Here is a 24,421-nt window from a genome sequence, read left to right on the forward strand (position 1 = left end):
ATTTTTAGAATCCTGGCAAACGTGGTACAATATTCATTGTACATCGATTGATTAGATGATGCCATCGGGAGGACGCAAAACATGGATATGGAACGCAACCGTCTTTATTTTTTTTATAAGCGCGACGACAAGCTCATCGAACGGGTGAAGCCGCTCATTGAGCTGGCAGAGCGCGGTCCGTTTGTTGTCGTCGACGACTATCGGGAAGCGAACATCATCGTCAGCATCGGGGATGACGGCGCGTTTTTGCAGGCGGTGCGGCAGACGGGATTTCTTCCTGACCGTTTGTACGTCGGCGTGTCCGTCTTGCCGGCGCGCGGGTTTTACTGCGATTTCCATATTGACGACATCGATCATATGGTGGAAGCGGCGAAAAATTGGAAACTCGAAGTGCGGCGCTACCCAATCATCGAAGTGACGATCGACGGCGCGGCTTCGTTTTTCTGCTTAAACGAATGTTCGATCCGCTCGCAAATCATTAAAACGATGGCGATCGACGTTTTCATCGACGACTTGCATTTCGAGACGTTCCGCGGCGACGGCATCATCGTTTCGACGCCGACCGGCAGCACCGGCTACAATAAATCGGTGCACGGAGCGGTCGTCGATCCGCTCTTGCCGTGCTTTCAAGTGAGCGAACTCGCCTCGCTCAACAGCAACCGCTATCGGACGCTCGGCTCGCCGTTCATTTTGAGCGGCTCGCGGACGTTGACGCTGAAAATGTCGGAAGAAACAAGCCATTTTCCGATCATCGGCCTCGACAATGAAGCGCTCAGCATCCAGCATATTGAGCGGATTGACATTCGTTTAAGCGACCGGGTGGTCAAAACGGTGCGCCTAAAAGACAATTCGTTCTGGGATAAAGTGAAACGCGTCTTTTTGTGAAGCGTGTGTCTGTTCTCCCGGCGAAACACCGGATCTAAAATGGCGAATCCGTTCGACGCGCATGCGGCAAGAGGGTGTCTCGCAACGAGACACCCTCTTGTTTGGTCGCCGCGCGGACATCGCTCCGCTTCTGGCAACGGCCAGCTCAACCGGCTCTTTCTACTTACGACGACCGGCCGACAAGGCGGGCTTCCCGCTCGCGCAGCTCGACGCGGCGGATTTTTCCGGACGCCGTTTTCGGCAAATCGTCGACAAACTCGATTTTGCGCGGGTATTTGTACGGCGCCGTCAACTGTTTCACATGTTCTTGCAGGGCCGGAATCAGAGACGAATCGTCTTTGTCGACCCCGTCGCGCAGCACGACAAACGCTTTGACAACATGGCCGCGCACTTCATCCGGACTGGCGACGACGGCGCACTCTTTTACGGCTGGGTGCTTGACAAGCGCGTCTTCGACTTCAAACGGGCCGATCGTATAGCCGGCGCTGATGATGATGTCATCCCCGCGGCCTTCAAACCAGAAATAGCCGTCTTCGTCTTTGCGCGCTTTGTCTCCCGTAATGTAGTAGTCGCCGCGGAACTGCATCGCTGTCCGCTCCGGATCTTTGTAATAATACTTAAACAGCGCCGGCGTCTCGATATGGACGGCGATGTCGCCGACTTGTCCGGGCGGGCACGGCTCGCCGTTTTCATCGATAATTTCGACGCGGTTGCCTGGCGTCGGTTTCCCCATCGAACCCGGCTTGATGGGCATTCCTTTCATGACGCCGACAAGCAGCGTGTTTTCTGTCTGGCCGTAGCCGTCGCGCACTTCGACGCCGAAATGCTTGGCAAACGTGTCGATCACTTCGCGGTTGAGCGGCTCTCCGGCGGACACGGCGCTGTGCAAATGAGATAGATGATAGCGGCCGATGTCCGGCACTTTCGCCATCAAACGATACTCGGTCGGCGTGCAGCACAGCACATTGATGTTGTATTTTTCCAATAGCTGCAAATATGTTTCCGGCTCAAAGCGGCCGTAGTAGACGAAACCGGTCGCCCCCGAGCCGAGCACCGATAAAAACGGGCTCCAAATCCATTTTTGCCATCCCGGTCCGGCCGTCGCCCAAACGAGGTCTCCTTCTTCAATGCACAGCCAGTTTTTCGCAGCCGTGCGCAAGTGGGCGTACGCCCAACCATGGCAATGGACGACCCCTTTCGGATTGCCGGTCGTGCCGGATGTGTACGACAAAAACGCCATATCATCGCGCGAGGTATCCGCCGCCTCAAGCGTTTCGCTCTCTTTGGCCATGGCGTCTTCAAGCGGAATCCATCCGTCCCGGGGTTCCCCGATGACGAACTTCGTCAAACGTTCGATGCCGTCAATCGGCGCAAATTCGTCCGTATACGGCGCATAAGCGACAACCGCCTTCGCTTCGCTATGGACGAGCCGATATTGCAAATCCTTTGTCCGCAGCATCTCCGAGCTTGGGATGACGACAAGCCCGGCTTTGAGCGCCCCTATATACACTTCGTATGTTTCAATGAGGCGCGGCATCATGACGAGCACTTTATCGCCTTTTTCGAGCCCATGTGATAAGAAAGCGTTTCCAATTTGGTTGGCGCGCGCCATCAAGCGGCCGTATGTAATCTCTTTCGTTTCGCCTTGCTCGCTCTCCCATTTCAACGCGATCCGGTCCGGGTCGGCGGCCGCATGCCGTTCCATTTCCGATGTTAAATTGTAGCGCTCGGGAGCAATCAAGTCTTCCCGCCTCATCGTTCCTCTCCCCCTCTGTCTTGTTTCGCCTTGGTCGGCATCTCTATTATACAAAATAGTCGTTCTATTTTGAATACCGTTTTTCTCATATGAAAGCGGCGGGGAATGCCCCCGCCGCGTAAGCCATCATTATGAAATTAGAATTGGCGTGCGCCGCCCAATTGTTGCTGCGCCATGGCTACGAGACGTTTCGTGATCTCGCCGCCGACCGAACCGTTGGCGCGCGAAGTCGTGTCAGCGCCTAAGTTCACGCCAAATTCTTGAGCGATCTCATATTTCATTTGCTCCAGCGCTTGTTGCGCACCCGGAACAAGCAGTTGATTGCTGTTGTTGCGTGCCATCTGTTTTCACCTCCTTGTACCTATAGAATGTGTGAAAACAGATGGCGATATGCAGCGATGCTTTTTGGTAAATTTTGAGATTCAAAACAGCTCGGCAAACTCATCGCCCTGCCCTGTTTCTTCATCAATGACGAGCGTTTCTGTGTCATTGACTGCCTTTTCCAGAAGCGGAGCGAGGTCGAGCTGGCTCTCATAATGGAGCACTTTTTCTTTTTTCGGCTTCGTTTTCGGCGCTCTTGGCGTAAAAATGGTGCAACAGTCTTCATACGGAAGAATGGAAATATCGTGAGTATCGATTCGTTTAGCAATCTCGATAATTTCCATCTTATCCATGGAAACAAGCGGACGCAAAATTGGAGTGTTGGTCACCTCATTGATCACGTACATGCTTTCTAGCGTCTGGCTCGCCACTTGGCCGAGGCTTTCGCCTGTGACAATCGCCAACGCCCGCTGGCGGCGGCGCAGCGCGTCGGTGATCCTAAGCATCGCCCGCCGAGTGGAAATGAGCGAGTACTCGTTCGGAACTCCTTGATAAATGGCTTGCTGCACTTCCGTAAACGGCACGATGTGAAGCTTGATTCTCCCGCCGTATGTCGTCAACTTGCGCACGAGGTCAATCACTTTTTGCTTCGCCCGTTCGCTTGTAAACGGCGGGCTGAAAAAGTGGACGGCCTCGATTTCCAAACCGCGCTTCATCGCCAAATAACCAGCAACCGGGCTGTCGATGCCGCCGGAGAGCATGAGCATCGCCTTGCCGCTCGTTCCGACCGGCAGGCCGCCGGCGCCGAAAATGTCGCGGCACGTGACATATGTCCCGTCTTGGCGCACTTCAATGCGCACGTCAATATCCGGCTCGCGCACGTTGACCCTAAGCCCGTCCGTCTGCCGCAAAATGTGCGCCCCCACCTCGTAGTTCAGCTCGTCGCTTCGATACGGAAACTGCTTATCGACGCGGCGGGCGCTCACTTTAAACGTTTTTCCTTTGTATGGGAGCTGGCGGACGGCGGCGAGCGCCGTTTCCTTAATGGCGTCCAGATCGTTTTCGCACTTCATCGCCAGGCTGAACGAATGAATGCCAAAAACGGTTTTCAGCTTTTCGATGATCGGTTCATGCGGCTCGCCGTTTAATAAAATGTACATTCGGTCGCGCATATATTCAATCTGAATCCGCTCGAACGCCTGCAGTTTGCGGGCAATGTTGTTTTTAAGACGCCGGACGAAGATGTTCCGGTTTTTTCCTTTCGTCGTCATTTCTCCGTAGCGGATCAAAATGCGGTCATAGTTCATCATCTTATTCCGTTACCTCGCTTAATGTTTTGATCGCCTGTTTGATCGCCGCCACCGCTGGCGCGATTTCTTCCTGGCTATTGTCAAACGACAAGCTGATGCGAATGCCGCGCTCGGCGCGGCCCTCGCCGAGCCCCATGGCCAAAAGCGTCTTGCTCGGCGCCTTCTTTTTCGATGAACAGGCCGACGTCGTCGAAACGTAGATTCCGCTTTTTTCTAGTTCGTGAACAAACACTTCCGGCTTCACGCCGCGCTTTAACGAAAAGTTGATGATATGAGGAGCGGCGCCATCGCGCGGCGTGTTGATCTCGATGTCTGGAATCGCAGAGAGCGCTTCAAGCCACTCGTCTTTCAATGCTTGAAGCCGGCCGATGTCCCGCTCGTAGCGCTCGAGCGCCAAGCGAAGCGCCTTCGCCATCGCGACGATGGCGGCGACATTTTCCGTTCCGGACCGAAGCTGCCGCTCCTGCCCGCCGCCGGCAATCAACGGCGCCAAGCGGACGCCTTCACGGACGTAAAGCAAGCCGGCGCCGCGCAATCCGTGAAATTTATGCGCCGATATCGTGCATAAATCGACGCCGGCTTGCTTCAAGTCGAGCGGCACTTTGCTGATCCCTTGCACCCGATCGACGTGAAACAATGTTTTCGGATAGCGGGCCAAGAGGGCGCCGATTTCTTCGATCGGCTGCACCGTGCCAACTTCGTTATTGACGTGCATGACCGACACGAGAATCGTATCGTCGCGCAGCGCGCGTTCCACTTGCTCAACCGATACCCTTCCTTCGCGGTCGACCGGCAAGTACGTCACCTCAAAACCAAGCTCCTCAAGCTGGCGGCACGGTTCGGCGACAGACGGATGCTCGATTTCCGTCGTAATGATATGCCGGCCGCGCCGCTGATATTGCCAGGCGACCCCTTTGATGGCGAAATTGTTCGCCTCCGTTCCGCCGGAGGTAAAAACGATTTCGTTCGGCTTAACGCGCAGCATGGCGGCGATTTGTTCACGCGCCTGCGCCAAAAGCCGCTCCGCCTTCATGCCCAGCCCATGGAGCGACGACGGATTGGCAAAATAGTTCGTTGCGACGGCGACGAACGAATCGACCACCTCGGGAAATGGTTTGGTCGTCGCACTGTTGTCAAGATAAATCATCGCTTCCATCCTCCGCTCATTGTCGGCAAAATATCGCTGTCCATCGTCCATCTTAACCAAAACAGGCGCCAATCGGCAACGAAAACACACAGTCATTTACATTATTCACCAAAAAACCGATAAATATCGGTGAAAGCCGACATTTATCGGGTGGTTTATCACTGCTCCCGGCTGTTATCCTCCTGCCATAATTTCTGCACACGGTCAAACGCGCCCGGCTCGACTTCTTCAACGGCCGCCACCGCCTGCCGGAGCGCCTCCTCATAATCATAATGGCGAAATAAAAATTCGGCTTCTTCCAGCCCTTTGCGGACCGCTGGATAGCGGCGGCGGTAGCGGTTGCCGTATTGAATCGTCCGCTCCGCCAGCGTCGCCTGTTCGATCATTTCCACCGTCCGCTCATACAGCCGTTCCACAGCCGCTTTCGCCTCCTCCAACGCTTGGTCGACCGCCGGCATGTCAAGCGGCTTTTCTTCAAGACGCGCGGCAACGGCTTGCAAGCTGCGTCTCGCTTCCGCCAATTCAAGCGCATACGGTTCAGGCAGCCCCGGCAGCCGGCTTTTTTGCACAAGGCGGAGCGCCTCGGCCAATGTTTTTCGCATGCCGTCAAGCTTTTCGCGGGCGATCAATTCGTCTTTGCGCAGCGTCTGCAGCATCGTTCGAAACTGTTCATGCTCTTCCTTCATGAGGTCGATTTGGGACACAAGCTGCTCAAGCTCCTCTTTCAGGAGCGAATACGCTGTTTTCGCCTCGGCAACGCGGCCTTGAATGAGAAAAAACCGCTTTTGCAACTGGTGCAGCTGCTTTTCGATGCTCCGGTACTTTTCGAGGTCGCTTGGCGCCAAATGGTAGCTTTGCTGGACGAACAGCGCCTCGGCCTCGGTTTCCTTCGCCTCGGCGGCGAGCTCCTGAAGCATGCTGCCAATGCGCGGCATTTCCGTTTGCACATATTGATGCGCGAGCACTTCGTTTCCGAGCAAATCGTAGAGCGCGTCGATCTCTTCTTTCAGCTCAGCGACAATCTGCTTCGCTTCTTCGATGCGCAGCTCATGGATCATGGCCAGACATTGCTCGATTTTTTCCCGCTTTTCCTGAAGCGTGCGCTCCATGTGCAAATGGTCAAGGATGTATCCGCGCTCTTCCATCTCTCGATAGCCATCAGCCAACTCAGCGAGCTGAGCTGGCAACGACGTTTGGCATTCGCCAAGCAGTTTAGGAATTTCTTCCATCATAGCTGTGAGCCGGCCGAGCTCTTCCTTCAGCGTCAGAACCACATCGCGCGCCGCCAAATAGTTGCCGGCTTCCGTCAATTCGGCAAACCGCTGAAACTGCTTTTCCGCTTCCGTTAAACGGACGTCAAGCAAGTCGGCAGCCGAACCGAACGTATAACGGTAAGCAAGCAACGCCTTTTTCGCTTCCCGGTGAGCCGCACGCAGCTCCTCGATCTCCGCCCGGCTTTGTTCCTCGCTGCCGATCAACTCATTCACTTCATGAATGATTTCATGCACTTCTTCCTCAAGACGACGCAATCCGTCGGCGATCTGCCCAAGCAGCCGGCGCGCCTGCCGGTAGCGGTATTTGTCGAGCAGCCGCTCCGCGTCAAACAGCTGTTCTTCCACATTCGGCAGCTTGACGGCTACAATGTCGTCCCATTGCTGGCGCCATCGTTCAAACAGCTGCTCCGTCTCCCCTGTCATATTCAGCTGTTTCACTTTCGCCAGCTCATCCGGCACCGGCCTGTTCATCAAGTTGATTTTCCATTCCTCGAGCCGATCGATTTCCCGGTACATCCGCTTCCGGTACACATGATTATATATGATTGCCCCCGCTCCGAGGAGCAGAACGATCCATGCCATTCCCATCCGCTGATGCCCTCCTTGCACTCAAGCTACTTCTATCGAACAAACGAAAATAGCGGAGAAGGCAGAAATATATGTTTTTCAATGTTTTTATGATACCATGTTAACGACATTTTTTGACCAAAATTTTTATTTTTTTTACAGGATTTTTGCTATGATACATAAGGGAGAAAGGAGGAAAATCGATCATGCGCGACGGGCATATTCATACGCCGTTTTGTCCGCATGGAAGCCAAGATCCGCTTGAGGCCTATGTAGAGCGCGCGATCGAACTGGGCTATACCGACATTTCCTTTACGGAGCATGCCCCGCTTCCTGAGCGGTTTATCGATCCGACGCCCAACCAAGACTGTTCGATGGAGCTGGGCCAGCTTGAGCGCTATTTGCACGCCGTCACTGAGGTGAAAGCCCGCTACCGAAACGACATTGCCATCCGTGTCGGGCTCGAAGTCGATTTTATTCCTGGCTTTGAGGAAGAAACAACCCGCCTGCTCGACGAGGTCGGCCCGTTGCTTGACGACAGCATTTTATCGGTTCACTTTTTGGCCCACGAGGGGCAATATGTATGCCTTGATTACAGCGAAGATATGTTCGCCGACATCGTCCGCCTGTTCGGATCGGTCGAACGCGTCCACCGCGCCTACTACGAAACGGTGCGGCAATCGATCCGCACGGAGCTTGGCCGCTACAAACCGAAACGCATCGGCCATATGACCCTTGTGCGCAAGTTCCAACGCCGTTTCCCATGCTCGGAACCAATGGATGAGTGGATTGTTGCCATTCTCGATGACATCAAGCAGTTCGGCTATGAATTGGACTACAACGGCGCCGGCGCCGCCAAACCGCTCTGCCTTGAGCCGTATCCGCCGGGCGGCGTGATCGCCGAGGCGCGGCGGCGGGGCATCCCGATCGTCTATGGATCCGACGCCCATCGCGCCGCCGACTTGCACCAAGGACGGGACAGGATGGACCGTGAGGCGCTTTCGGTTGACAACCGCCCGCAGCCGTCATAAAATAGGCGAATCAGCCATTTCCCTGCTTGCATCCTGCTGGATGTTGAGGCCAGAGTCCTGCTCCAACCATGATGAAAAAGGAGGCTAGTTCTATGTTTCGTCCCATGGCTTACAACGGAACACGCGAAGAAAATTACGCGCTCGTCATCGAACAGCTGAAATCGCTCATTTCCGGGGAACCCAACTTCATCGCCAACTTGGCGAACGCAGCCGCCTTGCTCAACCAGTTTTTCACCGACATCAACTGGGTCGGTTTTTATCTCGCAGACGGCGAGGAGCTTGTGCTTGGCCCGTTCCAAGGCTTGCCGGCATGCGTACGCATTCCGTTCGGCAAGGGGGTGTGCGGCACGGCGGCCGCCAAACGGCGGACGGTGGTCGTTCCTGACGTTCACCAATTCCCGGGCCATATCGCCTGCGATGCGGCGTCTCAATCGGAAATCGTCGTGCCGCTCATCAAAGACGGCCGCGTCATCGGCGTTCTTGACATCGACAGCCCGGTGAAAAACCGCTTCGATGACATCGACCGCCGCTACTTGGAGCAGTTTGCCAGCGTGCTCATTTCCGCCTGACGAAAAAAGCGCACCAAGCGCGAAGAAGGAATCCGCTTGCCCGGATTCCTCTTTTTTACACCTTATACAAATGACAGTCATCGTGCACAAAAATGCAGTTTTTTCCCGTCTCTTTTGCCATATAAAGCGCGGCGTCGGCTCGTTTGAACAGCTGTTTTGCATCCTCGCAGCCATGGCGCTCCCACCATGACACGCCGCACGAAACGGTCACCGTCGGAATCGTTTGTTCTCTGACTTTTTCTGTGATGCGGCGGGCAATCGAAATGGCTTCAGACAGCGGCACTTTCGGCAAATACACCGCCAGCTCTTCCCCGCCCCAACGCGCCGCCACATCGCCATCGCGAATGTTGGCGCGCACCGTCTCAGCCACTTGGACGAGCACCCCATCGCCCGTTTGATGGCCGTACACATCGTTGATTTGCTTAAAGTTGTCGATGTCAAACAAAATGAGCGCCCCTGATGCATCGGATTCCATGGATGTTTGGATCACCTCGTCTAAGTAGCGGCGCGTATGCAGCTTTGTCAAATAATCGGTGATCACCAGCTTCTCGAGCTCTTCGCGCAGCATCGCGTTCATAAACGCCAGCGTTGAATGTTGAACGAGCGATTCCAAGAGCTTAAACATCTCAAACGTAAATCGGTATGGCTCGCTGGCGAGCGCAATGCACAGTCCTTTCGTTTCTTTGTTTTGCTGCATCGGCGCCGCCATGATGGAGCGAAACGGACCGAAAGCGGACACGCATACATCGCCGGCAAATAAAATGTCATTTCCGCTTTGGCGTCGCTTTTCCACCCATTCGATATAGGGCTCGGACCGATGGTCGAAAAAAAACGGCGTGCTGCCTGGCAAAAGCTCCCGCTTGCCGTCGGCAAACAAGAAAAAACCGACTTCGTCTGCGCCGAACGATTGTTGGATTTGCGATACCATGTACTCAATGGCTTCGTGAAGCCGCGGCCGGGCGTTCAATTGGCGCATCGTGTCGTTGATGAGCTGCAAATCGGCGACAAGCCGGCGCGACTGTTCATACAATTTGGCGTTCTCAAGCGCGCTTCCAGCCGTGCTCGCCAGCAGCGAAATAAAATGAATCTCCCGTTTTGGAAATGGCGCGGCGTATGGAGCGATAATTTCAATCACCCCATACACCGCCTGCACCCCTTTAATCGGGGCGTACAGCATCGAGCGCGGCGGCGCCTCCATTTCCTCGCATTGCACTTGTCCAGTCAAAAACGCCCGCAACGCCGCCGTCTGTTTTTCGCTTTCATCCAATACAAGCGTTTTGATCGGCAAATTTCCGCGCAGATGGTTGTCATGCGACAACAGAAGGTGGTAGGTGAACGATGGATAGACGTTTTGCAGCGTGCGGATAATTTCTTCAAGCACATCATCGATACGCATCGAGGAATGAATTTTCGCGGCGAAGCGATGCAGCTGTCCATACCGTTTCTCTTCGCCCGCCCCTTGCAGCACCGCGCTAAGTTTCCGAAACAATCGCGCCAAATCCGCCCGGATCTCCCACAACAACCGTTCGTCAAAACCACCGTCTTTTCGATACATCAGCTCGACCATCGCCGGCGCCTCATCGGAAAGCATGAAAAAGAGCCGGGCCGCCATATGCGGCCCACCGGCATCGACAACAGCGACTTTCCGTTCTCCATCAGCCGCGATCGGCCCAGCGTCCGGCGTCCCAACCGCGGCCGCTTCCGGATAAAAGGCAGCCCGCACCGGGTCGTACAAATAAAAAACGGCTTGCTCGAGCGCCAGCTCTTCTTTTAGCAGCGCGAGCAACTCGCCCGCCGCCGCCGAAAACGGCCCATCGTCCTGAAACGCTAAAAACCAGTGGAAAAATTTTTGTTTAAATGATTCATACCGCTTCATTTCTTCCTTGTTCATCGCCTTTTCCACCCAAACCGGCATCATCATTCCAAATGAGAGAATGGGATGACAAATTTTTTCTAAAAATTGCATCTTTTATTATATCATACAAATAGAGAAGAAGGGAAACAAAATGTTGACTTTATCCTCTAAAAATCATATAATAGCCTTTGTGTAAAATATAGCAGCCTTTGTGCCCACCTTTATGGTCCATTTTGTTCCTCGGCCCGCCGAGGTGCATCGTGTAACTCTTAGCTGCGAGAGCGAGGATGCATGAAAACGAAATGGCCATAATTGTTGGCGCACATCTGCTTTTATTTTACGGGAATAAAAGCGTAAGGAGGAGCAACGAATGGCTCGTTATACTGGCCCAATGTGGAAAATTTCCCGCCGCCTCGGCATCTCGTTGAGCGGCACGGGGAAAGAATTGCAAAAACGTCCGTATCCGCCTGGCCAACATGGTCCGGGGCAACGGCGGAAATTGTCGGAATATGGCTTGCAGCTGCAAGAAAAACAAAAGCTGCGCCATATGTACGGCGTGAACGAACGCCAATTCCGCAAAACGTTTGAAGAAGCGGGCAAAATGCCGGGCAAACACGGCGAAAACTTCATGATTTTGTTAGAATCGCGCCTAGACAACCTCGTCTATCGCTTAGGGTTGGCCCGCACGCGCCGTCAAGCCCGCCAGCTCGTGACGCACGGCCACATTTTGGTCGACGGCAGCCGCGTCAACATCCCGTCGTACCGCGTCAAACCGGGACAAACGATCGCCGTTCGCGAAAAATCGCGCAACTTGCAAGTGATTAAAGAAGCGCTCGAAGCGAACAACTACATTCCGGATTACTTGACGTTCAATCCGGAAAAAATGGAAGGAACGTACACCCGCTTGCCGGAACGTTCCGAACTGCCGGCGGAAATCAACGAAGCGCTCATCGTCGAGTTCTACTCGCGTTAAGGCGCAAAAAAGATCCGAAATGCCGATGCATTTCGGATCTTTTTTCTTAGGCGTAGCGAATCAAATAATACTTTTTCTTCCCGCGGCGGATGACCGTAAACCGCCCCTCAAGGCGGTGTTCAGCCGTTAATATGGCTCCGACGTCTTGAAGGCGCTCGCCGTTGACGTAAATGGCGCCGTTTTGGATGTCTTCGCGCGCTTGCCGCTTCGATGGCGAAATGCCGGCAGAAACGAGCAGCTCGACAAGCGGAACGTCGCCTCCTTCATGAACGAATGACGGCACATCTTTGAACCCTTGCTCAATTTCCGCCGCTGTCAAATTGGCAATGTCGCCGCTAAAGAGCGCTTCAGAAATGCGAATCGCTTGCCTGAGCGCCTCTTCGCCGTGCACGAGCTTTGTCACTTCCTCGGCAAGCGCCTTTTGGGCCGCCCGCTTCTCTGGGGCCTCACGAAGCTCTTGTTCAAGCGCTTCGATTTCCTCTTTCGACAGGAACGTAAAGTACTTCAAGTAACGGATCACATCGCGGTCATCGGTGTTGATCCAAAACTGGTAAAACTCGTACGGCGATGTTTTCTCTTTATCGAGCCAAATCGTGCCGCTTTCCGTTTTCCCGAATTTCGTGCCGTCCGCTTTCGTCACAAGCGGGATCGTCAAGCCAAACGCCCGCGCCTCGCCTTTCGTTTTGCGAATAAGCTCAAGCCCTGCCGTGATGTTGCCCCATTGGTCGCTTCCGCCGATTTGCAGGCGGCAGCCTTCTGTCTCGTACAACTTCAGGAAGTCATACGCCTGCAGCATCATATAACTGAACTCGGTAAACGAAATGCCCGTCTCGATGCGCGATTGCACCGACTCTTTCGCCATCATGTAGTTGACGCTGAAATGCTTGCCGACGTCGCGCAAAAACGTAATGACATCAAGCGGCCCAATCCAGTCGTAGTTGTTTTTGATTTTCGCCGGATTGCCGTCCGCTTCAAAATCTAAAAAGCGGCCGAGCTGTTCTTTAATACGCGCGCTCCATGCCTCGACGGTTTCTTTGGCATTGAGCGTGCGCTCGCTTTTTTTCCCGCTCGGGTCGCCGATCAACCCCGTCGCTCCGCCGACTAGGGCGATCGGCCGGTGCCCCGCCTGCTGGAAGCGGCGCAGCGTCAAAATGGCGGCCAAGTTGCCGATATGCAAACTGTCCGCCGTCGGGTCAAACCCGCAGTAGAGCGTCACCCGCTCCTCATTCAACAGCTTGCGCAACCCGTCTTCATCCGTCGTTTGGTTGACGAGCCCGCGCCATTGCAATTCCGCAAGCAAATCCATGTCCTTCACCTCTCTATAAATGTCATGCAAAAGAAAACACCCGCCCGTGATGAAGGGGCGAGTGTTCGTCGCGGTACCACCCTACTTAGAAAGCATGGTGCTTTCTCACTCATTTGGATAACGGCGCCGGCCGGCGGATGGCTACTAGGTGCCAAAAACGTTCGCCATCGCTGCTCAGGGAGGTAATTCACGCCTGCCTGTGGACTGGCTCGCACCGTCCGCCAGCTCTCTGCACCAGGGAGGCAGCCGCTACTTGTTCCCATCATCGCTTTCTCATATGAAATATATACATTCTTATTACCATAGCGATGCGCTCGCTGTCAACCCTAACGCTTTTCGCACAAACAGCGAAAAATCAGCAAAATTCCACAATGCCTCCCCTTCCTATGGTATACTGATATATAATGACTTGCCGCATAGGGGGGCTGGCATGAAGCGAAACCAACTTTCCATTTCTCTTGAAAAAGCGTGGCATTATTTTTCCCTTACATACGATGTGGTTTGGAACGTCATCTTAATTTTGCTCATCGCCGCACTCTGCCTTGTCTGCTTTGCCATCGGCGCCGGCGCCGGCTATTTTGCCTTTTTGGTCAAAGATATGCCCGTTCCCTCGCCCGACGAGATGAAAAAGGAGATTTACCATTACGGCGAAACGAGCCACATGTACTTTGCCAACGGCGTATATTTAGGCCGGTTCCGGTCCGACCTTGACCGCGAGGCGGTGCGCCTGTCCGACGTGTCTCCGTACGTCGTGCAAGCCATCATCGCGACCGAAGACGAACATTTTTATGAACATGACGGCGTCGTTCCGAAGGCAGTCATCCGCGCCATGTTTCAAGAGCTGACGAACTCGCCGGTCAAAAGCGGCGGGAGCACGCTTACGCAGCAGCTCGTCAAAAATCAACTGCTGACAAGCGAAGTGTCGTTCGAGCGGAAGGCGAAAGAAATGCTGCTTTCGCTTCGCCTGGAGAAATTTTTTTCCAAAGAGGACATTTTAGAGGCGTATTTAAACGTCGTTCCGTTCGGCCGCAATTCTTCGGGGCGCAACATTGCCGGCATCCAAGCCGCGGCCCAGGGCGTCTTTGGCGTCAACGCCAAAGAGTTGAATCTCGCTCAAGCGGCGTTTTTGGCCGGACTGCCGCAAAACCCGTTCGTCTACACCCCGTTTGCCGCTGACGGCAGCGTCAAACCGGACATCTCGGCGGGCTTGAAGCGGATGAAAACGGTGCTTTACCGGATGAAGCGGGCCGGCTATATTTCCGAAGGGCAGTACAAGGAAGCGCTTGCCTATGATGTGGCGAAGCATTTCGCCGCCCCGAAGCCGTCGCCGTTTGAACGGTATCCGTTTTTGACGATGGAAATCGAGAGACGGGCAAAAGACGTGCTGGCGGAAACGTTCGCCAAGCGCGACGGCTATAAGCCGGAAGAGGTGAAGCGCGACCCCGCTCGTTTCCGCCGCTACCTCGGCGAGGCGGAAAAAGCGTTGCGCCAAGGCGGATATCGGATTTATACGACGATCGACAAAAAGATTTATGAACAAATGCAGCGCATCGCCGCCCGCTACCCGTATTACGGAAGCGACAATGTGTATTACACCAAAGACAAGAAAACAGGAAAAATGATCCCCCATCGCCAACCGGTCGAAGTCGGGGCGATGCTCATCGAAAACAAAACGGGAAAAATCATCAGCTTCGTCGGCGGCCGCGATTATGGGCGCGAGCAGTTGAACCACGCCACCCAGGCGCACCGGTCCAACGGGTCAACGATGAAACCGCTCTTAGTATACGCGCCGGCGATGGAGATGGGCGTCATCCAGCCGGCGACGATCATTCCCGACTTGCCGCTTTCGATCGGTTCGTATACACCGAAAAACGCGGACGGAAAAACGCACGGGCTCGTCACGGCGCGCTATGCCTTGCAGCAATCGTTCAACATTCCGGCTGTTCGGACGTATATGAGAATTCGATCCCGCCATCCGATCGACTATTTGCATAAAATGGGGGTCACGAGCGTCGCCAAACAAGAAGAGGCCAATCCAGCTTTGGCGATCGGCGGGACGCACATTGGCGTCACGGTCGAAGAAAACGTCAACGCCTATGCGACGTTCGCCAATTACGGATCGTTCGTTGACGCCTACATGATTGAGAAGATTGTCGACAAGAACGGAAAGATCGTTTACGAACATCAAAGCAAGCCCGTCCCGGTGTTTTCTCCGCAAACGTCGTACTTGATGATCGATATGATGCGCGACGTGCTTCGCGGCGGAACAGCTTCGGCGGTGCCACGCTACTTGAAATTTTCCGCGGACTGGGCCGGCAAAACGGGGACATCGCAGGACAAGCGCGATTCTTGGTTTGTCGCCGTCAATCCGAACGTCACCTTCGGCGTTTGGATCGGCTATGACCGGCCGGCGCCGCTTGAATCGCGCTACAAAGGGCTTTCCTACAGCCGGCGCACCCAGCTGTTATGGGCGCGGTTGATCAATGCTGCCTATCAAGAAAACCCGAAGCTCATCGCTCCGCCGAAGCGGTTTCTCATGCCAGGCGGCATCGTCCGCCGCGCTTACTGCGCCGCGAGCGGCTTCAGCCCGTCGGCCGCGTGCGAAAAAGCCGGGCTCGTCCGCTACGATCTGTACAATACGAAGTTTGCACCGCGGGAAGGAAGCGGCGAGGAAGTGATGGAAAGCCGGGTCGTCGTCATCGGCGGACGCCGCTATGTGGCGCTTGAGACGACGCCGGAAGAGTTTGTCACTCGCGAAGTGATCGTGAATCCGAAGCTTCTCGCCGATTGGGGGATCAACGGCGAAGGGCAGGCGGGCGATGCATCGCTCGTCTCCACATTAAAGGAAAACGGCCGTCCACCGGCTCCACCCGCCGCTCGGCTTGCAGGGGGCAAGCTCGTCTGGAATCGCCATAACGAGCCGGATGTCATCGGCTACCGCGTCTATCTAGTGAACGAAACGGGGGAACGACGCCTCGCCGCCGCTGTTAAAGCGGACGAGGCAGCCTCGTTTTCGCCGCTGCAGCCGGGCGCCGCGTACTGCGTCACTGCTGTGGACATCGCCGGACAGGAATCGGCGCCGTCGAACCTCGTTTCGCTGCCGTCCGCCTCGCCGCCCAATTCCGGTCGTCAAAAGAGCGGCGAGCCGTCTTCTCCCCCGCCGTCGGGTGACGTAGAGTGACAAGGAGCTGACCCAAAAGATTGTCTTTCTTTGATTGGCTTTCTTTAGAAGATGCCATTCGTTTTGAATAAAGAGTTGGCGCGTATATATGGTGATCGAAAAGAGGGTGTCCCGATCCTTGTTGGGACACCCCTTCTTGTTTGGTGAAGATGGGGAAAGCACAACGATTTTCGCCAAATGGATGGTTCTTAAGCGAAGAGGAAACGGGCATGTATCAAGTTTTTCAAATGGAGAAATCACGCTGTTGGCCGCGTTTTCCGTTCCATCACCGTCTTTGCAGCCGCCCCGCTTCGGCCCCAGCCTGAAAAGAACAACAGCGCCTGGAACAGCGGATGTTCCAGACGCTTTTCGCTCATCAGTCTTCCATCGTCGACAAATCGCCGGTCGGCAAGTTGAGCTCCCACGCCTTTAGGACGCGGCGCATGATTTTCCCGCTCCGCGTTTTCGGCAGTTTGTCGCGGAACTCGATCTCACGCGGCGCGGCATGAGCGGCAAGCCCTTTTTTCACAAATTGGCGGATGTCTTCTTTCAGCTCCTCGGACGGCTCGTACCCTTCGCGAAGCGCGATGAACGCTTTGATGATTTCCCCGCGCACCGGATCCGGCTTTCCGATGACGCCGGCTTCGGCAACGGCCGGATGCTCGACGAGCTTGCTTTCGACTTCAAACGGCCCAACGCGTTCGCCGGATGTGTTGATGACATCGTCAACACGGCCTTGGAACCAGAAGTAGCCGTCTTCATCCATGTAGGCCGAATCGCCGGATACGTACCAGTCGCCGATAAAGTATGATTCATATTTTTGCGGGTTGTTCCAAATCGTTTTCATCATCGACGGCCAGCCTTTTTTGATGGCCAAGTTGCCCATCCGGTACGGCGGCAAGACGTTTCCTTGGTCATCAATGATCGCCGCCTCAACGCCCGGAATCGGTTTCCCCATCGATCCCGGCTTGATTTCCATGCACGGGTAGTTGCAAATGAGATGCCCGCCTGTTTCCGTCATCCACCACGTATCATGGATGCGGCGGCCGAACACTTTCATCCCCCAGCGGATGACTTCCGGGTTGAGCGGCTCGCCGACGCTCAAAATGTGGCGGAGCGAGCTTAAATCATATTTTTTCACGACTTCATCGCCGGCGCCCATCAGCATGCGGAACGCCGTCGGCGCGCTGTACCAGACGGTGACGCCGAAATCTTGGATCGTTTGATACCAAGCATCCGGGCTGAAGCGGCCGCCGACGATGACGCTTGACGCTCCGCACAGCCACGGGCCGAAGATGCCGTACGACGTCCCGGTCACCCACCCCGGGTCAGCCGTGCACCAGTAAATGTCGTCTTCTTTTAAGTCGAGCACCCATTTCGCCGTTTGATAGTGCTGAATCATCGCGTTATGGACGTGCAAAACGCCTTTCGGCTTGCCGGTCGAACCGGATGTGTAATGCAAAATCAAGCCGTCTTGGCGGTCGACCCATTCGATGTCGAAATGCTTGCTTGCCTCATTCATCCGCTTTTTCAAATCGATGTACGGCCCTTCCTCGACAATGCCGTCGCCGACCAAAAAGACGTACTTCAACTCCGGCAAATCGCCGACCGGCACGCGCGGCAGAAGCTCCGGCGTCGTAATGATCGCCTTCGCCCCGCTGTCTTCAAGACGGTCGCGCACCGCTCCTTCCATGAACGCCTCAAACAACGGCCCGACGATGGCGCCGGTTTTAATGATCCCAAGCACCGCAAAGTACAGTTCCGGAGAACGCGGCATGAACACGAACACACGGTCGCCCTTCTGAATGTCCGCCGCCTGTTTTAAGACGTTCGCCACCTTATTGGACATCTCTTTCATTTCTTTGAACGTATATTTCTCGTTCCGCACCGCGTCGCGGTAATAGAGCGCCACTTTATTTTTACGGAACGACTCAGCATGGCGGTCGATCGCCTCATACGCCATGTTGACTCGGCCCGTTTCATGCCAAGAAAACTCTTTCTCCACTTCCGACCATTGAAACTGTTTATATGTTTCTTCGTAGTTTTTCAAATTGTAGTCCCCTTGTATGACAGGAAGCCGTTCTGTGTTCATTCTCCGATCCCCCTTATGTAAGTGATTACATTTCTATTATAATCGATTGAAAACCATTTCTCAATTTTTAAAATATTCCTCGTCCCCACTTTTTTGAAATTTTTTTGAACCGCACCAGCCGGCGCCGTTTTTATGTATAATGGAAGCAGAACGACCAATTCAGGTGGTGGACGAATGGAACATAAAAAAACGTATAACGCCAAAGAGCTGAAAACCCCGAAAGGAACGCTCCTCATCGAAGGGCCGGTGACGCCGGAAGCGTTGGCCAGCTATGAATTCCACCATGACCTCACTTCCTTCCGCCCGCCTGCCAAACAACACAAAGCGTTGATCGAAATCGCCAAGCTGCCGGAAGGGCGGATCATCATCGCCCGCCGCGGCGAGGTGATTGTCGGGTATGTGACGTTTTTGTATCCTGATCCTCTCGAACGTTGGTCGGAAGGGAACATGGAAAATTTGCTCGAGCTTGGCGCCATTGAAGTCATTCCGGAGTTCCGCGGGTTTGGCGTCGGAAAAAATTTATTGATCGTCTCGATGATGGACGACGCCATGGAAGACTATATCATCATTACAACGGAGTATTATTGGCATTGGGATCTAAAAGGCACGGGGCTGAACGTATGGGAGTACCGAAAAGTGATGGAGAAAATGATGAACGCCGGCGGGCTCGTCTGGTATGCGACCGACGACCCGGAAATTTGCTCCCATCCGGCGAACTGCCTCATGGTCCGCATTGGCAAACGGGTCGACGCCGAATCGATTCAACGGTTCGACCGGCTTCGGTTTATGAACCGCTATATGTACTAGCTGAAATTCTCAGCTGTCCGGACGTTTGCGCCCGCCTTGCCGGTTGCGGGCGGCGCGCATAAAATGCCACGCACAAAGGGGAGAGGAGAACGATGCTTGTCGAACAAGTGATGAAAGCACCGGTTATCACGCTTCGCGCCACCAATACAATCGCCGAAGCGCTGCAGCTGCTAAGACATCACCGCATCCGCCATCTGCCGGTCGTCGACGAGGAAGGACGTCTTCTGGGGCTTGTGACGAGCCAAGATTTGCGCGACGCGAGCCCGTCCATTTTCCATCTTCATGAACATCTTGAAGACTTGCAAAAACCGGTCAGCACGATTATGAAAACCGACCTCATCGTCGGCCATCCGCTCGATTTCGTCGAGGAGGTGGCGGCGCTCTTTTACGAACACCGAATCGGCTGTCTGCCGATCGTCAATCACGGGAAACTCGTCGGCATCATCACGCAAACGGATTTGCTCCGCACGTTCATTGAATTGACCGGCGTTCACCAGCCGGGGTCGCAAATCGAGATCAAAGTGCCGAACGAAACCGGCATGTTAAGCAAAGCGGCGGCCATCATCAGCGAGCGCCATGTGAACATCGCCAGCGTCTTGGTGTATCCAGCTCCGGATCCGAATGAGAAAATTTTAGTTTTCCGCGTGCAGACGATGAATCCGCTTCCATTGATCCGCGATTTGCAAAACGCCGGCTATCACGTGCTATGGCCGAACTTGCCGGGGGTTACGTCATGAGCCGAAACTGCGCATTCGTCTATAGCGAGCAATTTCTTCAGTACAAATTTCATGACGACCATCCGTTCAACCAGCTGCGGGTCAAAATGACATACGACTTGCTTTGCACGCTCGGCGCGCTCGAAGACCGCCAGATCGTCGCCCCGCGCATGGCGACCGATGACGAGCTGGCGCTCATTCACGACCGCTCCTACATCGAGGCGGTGAAAGCGGCCGGGCGCGGCGAGCTGTCGGAAGCGGCGGCGCAAAACTACGGCCTTGGCACCGAGGATACGCCGATTTTCCCAAACATGCACGAAGCGAGCGCTCTTTTGGTCGGCAGCACCCTCACCGCCGTCGACGCGGTTCTTTCCGGAGCGGCCGAGCATGCGCTCAACCTTGGCGGCGGTCTGCACCACGGCTTCCGCGGCAAAGCATCCGGCTTTTGCGTCTACAACGACAGCGCGGTCGCCATTCAATACATCAGGGAGAAATACGGACTGCGCGTGTTGTACGTCGACACGGACGCCCACCACGGCGACGGGGTGCAATGGGCGTTTTACGACGATCCGAACGTTTGCACGTTTTCCATTCATGAAACGGGGCGCTATTTGTTCCCAGGGACCGGAAATGTCAACGAGCGCGGCTTAGGCGCGGGCTACGGCTATTCGTTCAACATTCCCGTTGATGCGTTCACGGAAGACGAATCATGGATCGCCGCCTATACGACCGCGCTTCGGGAAATCGCCGACTTTTTCCGCCCGGACGTCATCGTGACGCAAAACGGCGTCGACGCCCACTATTACGATCCGCTCACCCATTTGTCGGTGACGATGAAAACCTACCGCGCCATTCCGAAACTCGCGCACGAAATCGCGCATGAATATTGCGGCGGACGCTGGATCGCCGTCGGCGGCGGCGGCTATGACATCTGGCGCGTCGTGCCGCGGGCATGGGCGCTCCTTTGGCTCGAGATGACGGGACAAGCCGATGTGTCCGGCCCGCTGCCGGATGAGTGGCGCGAACGTTGGCAACCGCTTTCACCCGTCGCGCTTCCGCTCGAGTGGGACGACCCGGATGACTTGTATCCCCCGATCCCGCGCAAGGCGGAGATCAGCGAAAAAAATGCGCAAACGGTGGAAAAGGCATTGTATTTCATTCGCAGTCAACGCCGGGCGGGGACTTGATTTTTTTTTCATTTAAAGAAAACAATGGATTTCTACGTCCTGTTTTCCTAGTCAACTTCCGTTTTCACCGAAAAACGGGCCGACTGCAAGGCGATTGCAGCTGTCAAAAAAGAAATGGAGCAAAGCAAGCAAGAAGCTGGCCCCCGTGTTGAGGCCAGCTTTTTTCATTTCGTCGACTCCCGCACTTCAAGCCGGTGCGGCAAGACAACGATATGGTGGTCCACTGGCTCTTTGTTCATATACTTCGTCAAGAGCCGCATCGCCACCGCCCCGATGTCGTACATCGGCTGCACGACGGTCGTCAGCCGCGGCCGCACCATCGTCGCCAATCGCGTGTTATCAAAACCGACGACTTCCAGTTCATCCGGCACGCGCACCCCGTGGTCTTGGGCGCTGTGGATGATGCCGAGCGCCATTTCGTCCGTGCCAGCAAACACCGCCGTCGGCCGTTCGGCAAGCTCTGTGATTTTCTCATACGCCTCCAAGCCGGAGTCGTACGAGTTGTCGCCCTCAATGACGAGCTCTTCCTCATACGGCGCGCCGTGTTCCTCAAGCGCGCGTCGGTACCCCGCCAACTTCCGCTGGTTGATCGGGTCATCGGTCGGACCGGTTACATAGACAATGCGGCGGTTTCCTTTTTCCAGCAAATACGTCACGGCTTCAAACGCCGCCTGCTCGTAGTCGATGTTGACCGAGGGAATCTCGTTCGGTCCCATCGTCGCCGCAAGCACGATCGGCACCGACGACTTTTGAAATTCGGCGACGTGCTCTTCGGTGATCGTCCCGCCCATAAACAACAGGCCGTCCACTTGCTTGGCGAGCATCGTGTTGAGCAAATGCAGCTCTTTTTCTTTGTTTTGGTCGGAGTTGCTCAAAATGATGTTGTACTTGTACATCGTGGCGATGTCCTCAATGCCGCGCGCCAGTTCGGCGAAGAAAATGCTCGAAATATCCGGGATGATCACTCCGACCGTCGTCGTTTTTTTGCTGGCGAGCCCCCGCGCCACGGCGTTCGGGCGGTAGCCGAGCCGTTCGATGGCCTCAAGCACTTTTTTCCTCGTCGACGGTTTGACGTTCGGGTTGCCATTGACGACGCGCGAGACGGTCGCCATCGAGACGTTCGCCTCCCGCGCCACATCATAAATCGTTACCGTCATTTTGTTTCACTCCTTTTCGCTCGATCCGATAACCGGTCAAATTCCGAATGTATGTACAACTATCATACGATACATTATCGCCAACTCGCAACGAAATCGCAACCATTTTGCCGGTTTGTTCACAAACCGTTCACGGGTAGTTTGCCCCAACACTCGCCATCTCATCAAAAAATCCCCTCGGGCAACAACCGAGGGGATCGTCTTACGCCTGAACAAACTGACGTTGGAACGCGCGCACTTCTTCCATAAACTCGTTGAATTGAGCGATGTCCATTTGCTGGGCGGAATCGGACAAGGCGACGGCCGGGTCCGGATGCACTTCGGCCATGACGCCGTCGGCGCCGATCGCCAAGGCCGCTTTGGCGCACGGGATGAGCAGATCGCGCCGCCCCGTTGAGTGGGTGACATCGACGAACACCGGCAAGTGCGTTTCTTTCTTCAAAATCGGCACAGCCGAAATGTCGAGCGTGTTGCGCGTCGCCCGCTCGTACGTACGGATGCCGCGCTCGCACAAAATGATCTGCCCGTTTCCTTGCGACATGATGTACTCAGCGGCGTTGATGAATTCTTCGATCGTCGCCGCCAAGCCGCGCTTCAGCAAAATCGGCTTGTTCACTTGGCCGGCTGCCTTAAGCAGCTCAAAGTTTTGCATGTTGCGCGCGCCGATTTGGATGACGTCAATATAGTCCAAGGCGATTTCAATGTCCGCCGGGGTGACGATTTCACTGATGACCGCCAAATCAAACTCATCGGCGATCCGTTTCAAAATTTTCAGCCCTTCCACGCCGAGCCCTTGGAAATCGTACGGCGACGTGCGCGGTTTGTAGGCGCCGCCGCGCAGCAGCTTGATCCCTTGTTTTTTCACGGCCTCCGCCACCGCAGCGACTTGTTCATAGCTTTCCACAGCGCACGGGCCCATGACGAAATATTGATTGCCGTCGCCGATTCGCTCGCCTTTCACTTCAACAATCGTGTTTTCCGGATGCTTTTTCCGCGAGACAAGGAGCGCCTTGCGGTGATCGTCTTCCTGCAGCTCGAGCGCTGCTTTAAAAATTTCCTTGAAAATGTGCTGCAGCGTCGATGTTTCAAACGGCCCATCGTTATGCTCGGAAATGAGATCCAACATTTTCCGTTCGCGCACCGGATCGTAGCGGTGCGTCCCTTGCGCTTCTTTAATTTTTCCGATCTCCTGAACGAGCCGCCCCCGTTCATTGATCAGTTTCAACAGCTGCAAGTTGATCTCATCGACTCGCGCCCGCAGTTCGTCTAATCTCTCATTGCTCATGCTTTTCTCATCCTTTCGCCAAGTGTAGTGCATTGTTTTCGCCGCTTGCCGGCAAGCGGCGCCCCCGTCTTGGAGAGCGAAGTCGTTTAATTAGTGTTTATTATAATCGATGGAGCTATCGTTGTCACGAAAAAAATGCTTTTTTGATTAAACGCTTTTAAGCGATAAAGTAAAAAGTGTGCAAAAAACCGCCCGCAGTAAAGGCGGACGGTCAAGCGCCGACATGCTCCGAGAGCGCGCCATACGTAATGGCCCAATGGGACGCATGCCAGACGACGCGGCCGTTTTCAAACAGCAGCACTTGCGGCGACTCGTGTTTCACCCCGGTCGTTTCGGCGATATAGTTGGAGAGCGGCCGCGCCTCTTGGACGTACAGGCAATACACCGCCAGCTCTGGATGGTCTGCGGCGAACTTCTCGCATTCGCCAAACGCCGCTTGACTGATCGGGCAGGTGAGGCTATGCTTGACGAACAAAAAACGCTCCGTTTCCTTCATGACGCGGTCAAACTGTTCGATCGTCTCCAGCTTCTCCATTCCCATCGCCTTCACTCCGTTTCTTTTCGCGACGTGATGCTTTGCTCAGCGTCATCAAGCGCCGCCTCGGCTTCCTCAAGCAGCTTTTGCAGCGTTTCCCGGTCGGCTGGCCCGGCGGATGGCGGAATCGGAATCGTCGCCTCCTTGGCTTCCTCTTCATCGTTTTCCCCGCCGGCTGGCGCCGTCGTGGATTTCAACGGGATGAAGTTGGCGATTTCCTTCGTTTTCTCTTTCGCCGTTTCCAACCATTCGACAGCCGTTGTTTTCACCGGCTCCCACGTTTCATCGTTGCTCCACTCGGCCAGCCATTTCCGCCCTTTTTCGCTCGTCAAAAACAACGCAGCAGCCGCGCCGGCGATGCCGCCGACCAGCGCCGCGCCAAGCAAAAATCCACCGTTATTTTTCGCCATTCGATACACCCTCCCTCTAGAAATGTTGATTTATCAAGGCTTTTCGGCCCCTCAGGGGTGTCCAAAAAATATTTTTCG

20 protein-coding genes and 1 other annotated feature are annotated in these 24,421 nt (G+C 54.9%); of the genes, 8 read left to right on the plus strand and 12 right to left on the minus strand.

The genetic code is table 11. The features are described 5' to 3' along the window. Window positions 1–81: 81 nt before the first annotated feature. Window positions 82–885, plus strand: a complete 804-nt coding sequence (locus DI44_RS03135; protein ID WP_011232266.1) for an NAD kinase — start codon at window positions 82–84, stop codon at window positions 883–885. A 163-nt stretch (window positions 886–1,048) separates the two neighbouring features. On the opposite strand, the gene DI44_RS03130 is transcribed toward DI44_RS03135, so the two are convergent. From DI44_RS03130 to ezrA, 5 genes are all read right to left on the minus strand, one after another. Continuing rightward, window positions 1,049–2,641 (minus strand): acyl--CoA ligase, encoded by a 1,593-nt coding sequence (locus tag DI44_RS03130; protein ID WP_014196554.1) that lies wholly within the window; start codon window positions 2,639–2,641, stop codon window positions 1,049–1,051. 137 nt (window positions 2,642–2,778) lie between these two features. Continuing rightward, entirely contained in the window at window positions 2,779–2,982 is a 204-nt protein-coding gene (locus DI44_RS03125; protein WP_011232268.1) for an alpha/beta-type small acid-soluble spore protein, read from the minus strand. Between the two features lie 81 nt (window positions 2,983–3,063). Next, complete coding sequence (gene thiI / locus DI44_RS03120) at window positions 3,064–4,269, minus strand: tRNA uracil 4-sulfurtransferase ThiI (protein ID WP_033025998.1); 1,206 nt, start codon at window positions 4,267–4,269, stop codon at window positions 3,064–3,066. A 4-nt stretch (window positions 4,270–4,273) separates the two neighbouring features. Further along, window positions 4,274–5,419, minus strand: coding sequence for a cysteine desulfurase family protein (locus DI44_RS03115; protein ID WP_033026000.1), 1,146 nt, complete (start codon window positions 5,417–5,419; stop codon window positions 4,274–4,276). Between the two features lie 158 nt (window positions 5,420–5,577). Further along, window positions 5,578–7,281 (minus strand): septation ring formation regulator EzrA, encoded by a 1,704-nt coding sequence (ezrA, locus tag DI44_RS03110; protein ID WP_033025986.1) that lies wholly within the window; start codon window positions 7,279–7,281, stop codon window positions 5,578–5,580. A 185-nt stretch (window positions 7,282–7,466) separates the two neighbouring features. On the opposite strand from ezrA, the gene hisJ reads away from it, so the two are divergent. Further along, window positions 7,467–8,291: a histidinol-phosphatase HisJ gene (gene hisJ, locus DI44_RS03105; protein ID WP_033025987.1), complete on the plus strand. Its 825-nt coding sequence runs from the start codon at window positions 7,467–7,469 to the stop codon at window positions 8,289–8,291. Window positions 8,292–8,383: 92 nt separating this feature from the next. Then, window positions 8,384–8,860 (plus strand): GAF domain-containing protein, encoded by a 477-nt coding sequence (locus DI44_RS03100; RefSeq protein WP_033025989.1) that lies wholly within the window; start codon window positions 8,384–8,386, stop codon window positions 8,858–8,860. Window positions 8,861–8,915: 55 nt separating this feature from the next. Here the strand turns inward: DI44_RS03100 and DI44_RS03095 are convergent, their stop codons facing one another. Further along, window positions 8,916–10,775 (minus strand): diguanylate cyclase, encoded by a 1,860-nt coding sequence (locus DI44_RS03095; RefSeq protein ID WP_198527202.1) that lies wholly within the window; start codon window positions 10,773–10,775, stop codon window positions 8,916–8,918. A gap of 310 nt (window positions 10,776–11,085) precedes the next feature. Here DI44_RS03095 and rpsD point away from each other — a divergent pair, with 310 nt between their 5' ends. Then, a complete protein-coding gene (rpsD, locus tag DI44_RS03090) occupies window positions 11,086–11,688 on the plus strand; it encodes a 30S ribosomal protein S4 (RefSeq protein WP_011232276.1) in 603 nt (200 codons plus the stop codon). Window positions 11,689–11,734: 46 nt separating this feature from the next. Here rpsD and tyrS read toward each other — a convergent pair whose 3' ends face one another. Next, window positions 11,735–12,994: a tyrosine--tRNA ligase gene (gene tyrS, locus DI44_RS03085; protein WP_033025991.1), complete on the minus strand. Its 1,260-nt coding sequence runs from the start codon at window positions 12,992–12,994 to the stop codon at window positions 11,735–11,737. Window positions 12,995–13,044: 50 nt separating this feature from the next. Then, window positions 13,045–13,269 (minus strand) — a binding site (T-box leader). 155 nt (window positions 13,270–13,424) lie between these two features. Here tyrS and DI44_RS03080 point away from each other — a divergent pair. Beyond that, window positions 13,425–16,175, plus strand: coding sequence for a transglycosylase domain-containing protein (locus DI44_RS03080; protein ID WP_033025993.1), 2,751 nt, complete (start codon window positions 13,425–13,427; stop codon window positions 16,173–16,175). 355 nt (window positions 16,176–16,530) lie between these two features. On the opposite strand, the gene acsA is transcribed toward DI44_RS03080, so the two are convergent. Then, window positions 16,531–18,246, minus strand: coding sequence for an acetate--CoA ligase (acsA, locus tag DI44_RS03075; RefSeq protein ID WP_011232280.1), 1,716 nt, complete (start codon window positions 18,244–18,246; stop codon window positions 16,531–16,533). A 174-nt stretch (window positions 18,247–18,420) separates the two neighbouring features. Between acsA and DI44_RS03070 the strand changes: the two genes are divergently transcribed. From DI44_RS03070 to DI44_RS03060, 3 genes are all read left to right on the plus strand, one after another. Continuing rightward, on the plus strand, window positions 18,421–19,053 hold the full coding sequence (locus tag DI44_RS03070) for a GNAT family N-acetyltransferase (protein ID WP_011232281.1): 633 nt from the start codon (window positions 18,421–18,423) through the stop codon (window positions 19,051–19,053). 92 nt (window positions 19,054–19,145) lie between these two features. Continuing rightward, on the plus strand, window positions 19,146–19,790 hold the full coding sequence (locus DI44_RS03065) for an acetoin utilization AcuB family protein (RefSeq protein ID WP_011232282.1): 645 nt from the start codon (window positions 19,146–19,148) through the stop codon (window positions 19,788–19,790). After that, a complete protein-coding gene (locus tag DI44_RS03060; RefSeq protein WP_011232283.1) occupies window positions 19,787–20,956 on the plus strand; it encodes an acetoin utilization protein AcuC in 1,170 nt (389 codons plus the stop codon). Before DI44_RS03065 ends, DI44_RS03060 begins: the two co-directional genes overlap by 4 nt. 164 nt (window positions 20,957–21,120) lie before the next feature. Here the strand turns inward: DI44_RS03060 and ccpA are convergent, their stop codons facing one another. The 4 genes from ccpA to DI44_RS03040 form a co-directional block, all read right to left on the minus strand. Beyond that, complete coding sequence (ccpA, locus tag DI44_RS03055; RefSeq protein WP_015375640.1) at window positions 21,121–22,113, minus strand: catabolite control protein A; 993 nt, start codon at window positions 22,111–22,113, stop codon at window positions 21,121–21,123. Between the two features lie 202 nt (window positions 22,114–22,315). Further along, window positions 22,316–23,398: a bifunctional 3-deoxy-7-phosphoheptulonate synthase/chorismate mutase gene (locus DI44_RS03050; protein WP_011232285.1), complete on the minus strand. Its 1,083-nt coding sequence runs from the start codon at window positions 23,396–23,398 to the stop codon at window positions 22,316–22,318. Window positions 23,399–23,609: 211 nt separating this feature from the next. Beyond that, complete coding sequence (gene ytxJ / locus DI44_RS03045; RefSeq protein ID WP_011232286.1) at window positions 23,610–23,939, minus strand: bacillithiol system redox-active protein YtxJ; 330 nt, start codon at window positions 23,937–23,939, stop codon at window positions 23,610–23,612. A 5-nt stretch (window positions 23,940–23,944) separates the two neighbouring features. Next, entirely contained in the window at window positions 23,945–24,343 is a 399-nt protein-coding gene (locus tag DI44_RS03040; protein ID WP_033025995.1) for a hypothetical protein, read from the minus strand. Window positions 24,344–24,421 lie beyond the last annotated feature (78 nt).

Source organism: Geobacillus sp. CAMR5420, assembly GCF_000691465.1.
Classification (GTDB): Bacteria; Bacillota; Bacilli; order Bacillales; family Anoxybacillaceae; genus Geobacillus; species Geobacillus thermoleovorans.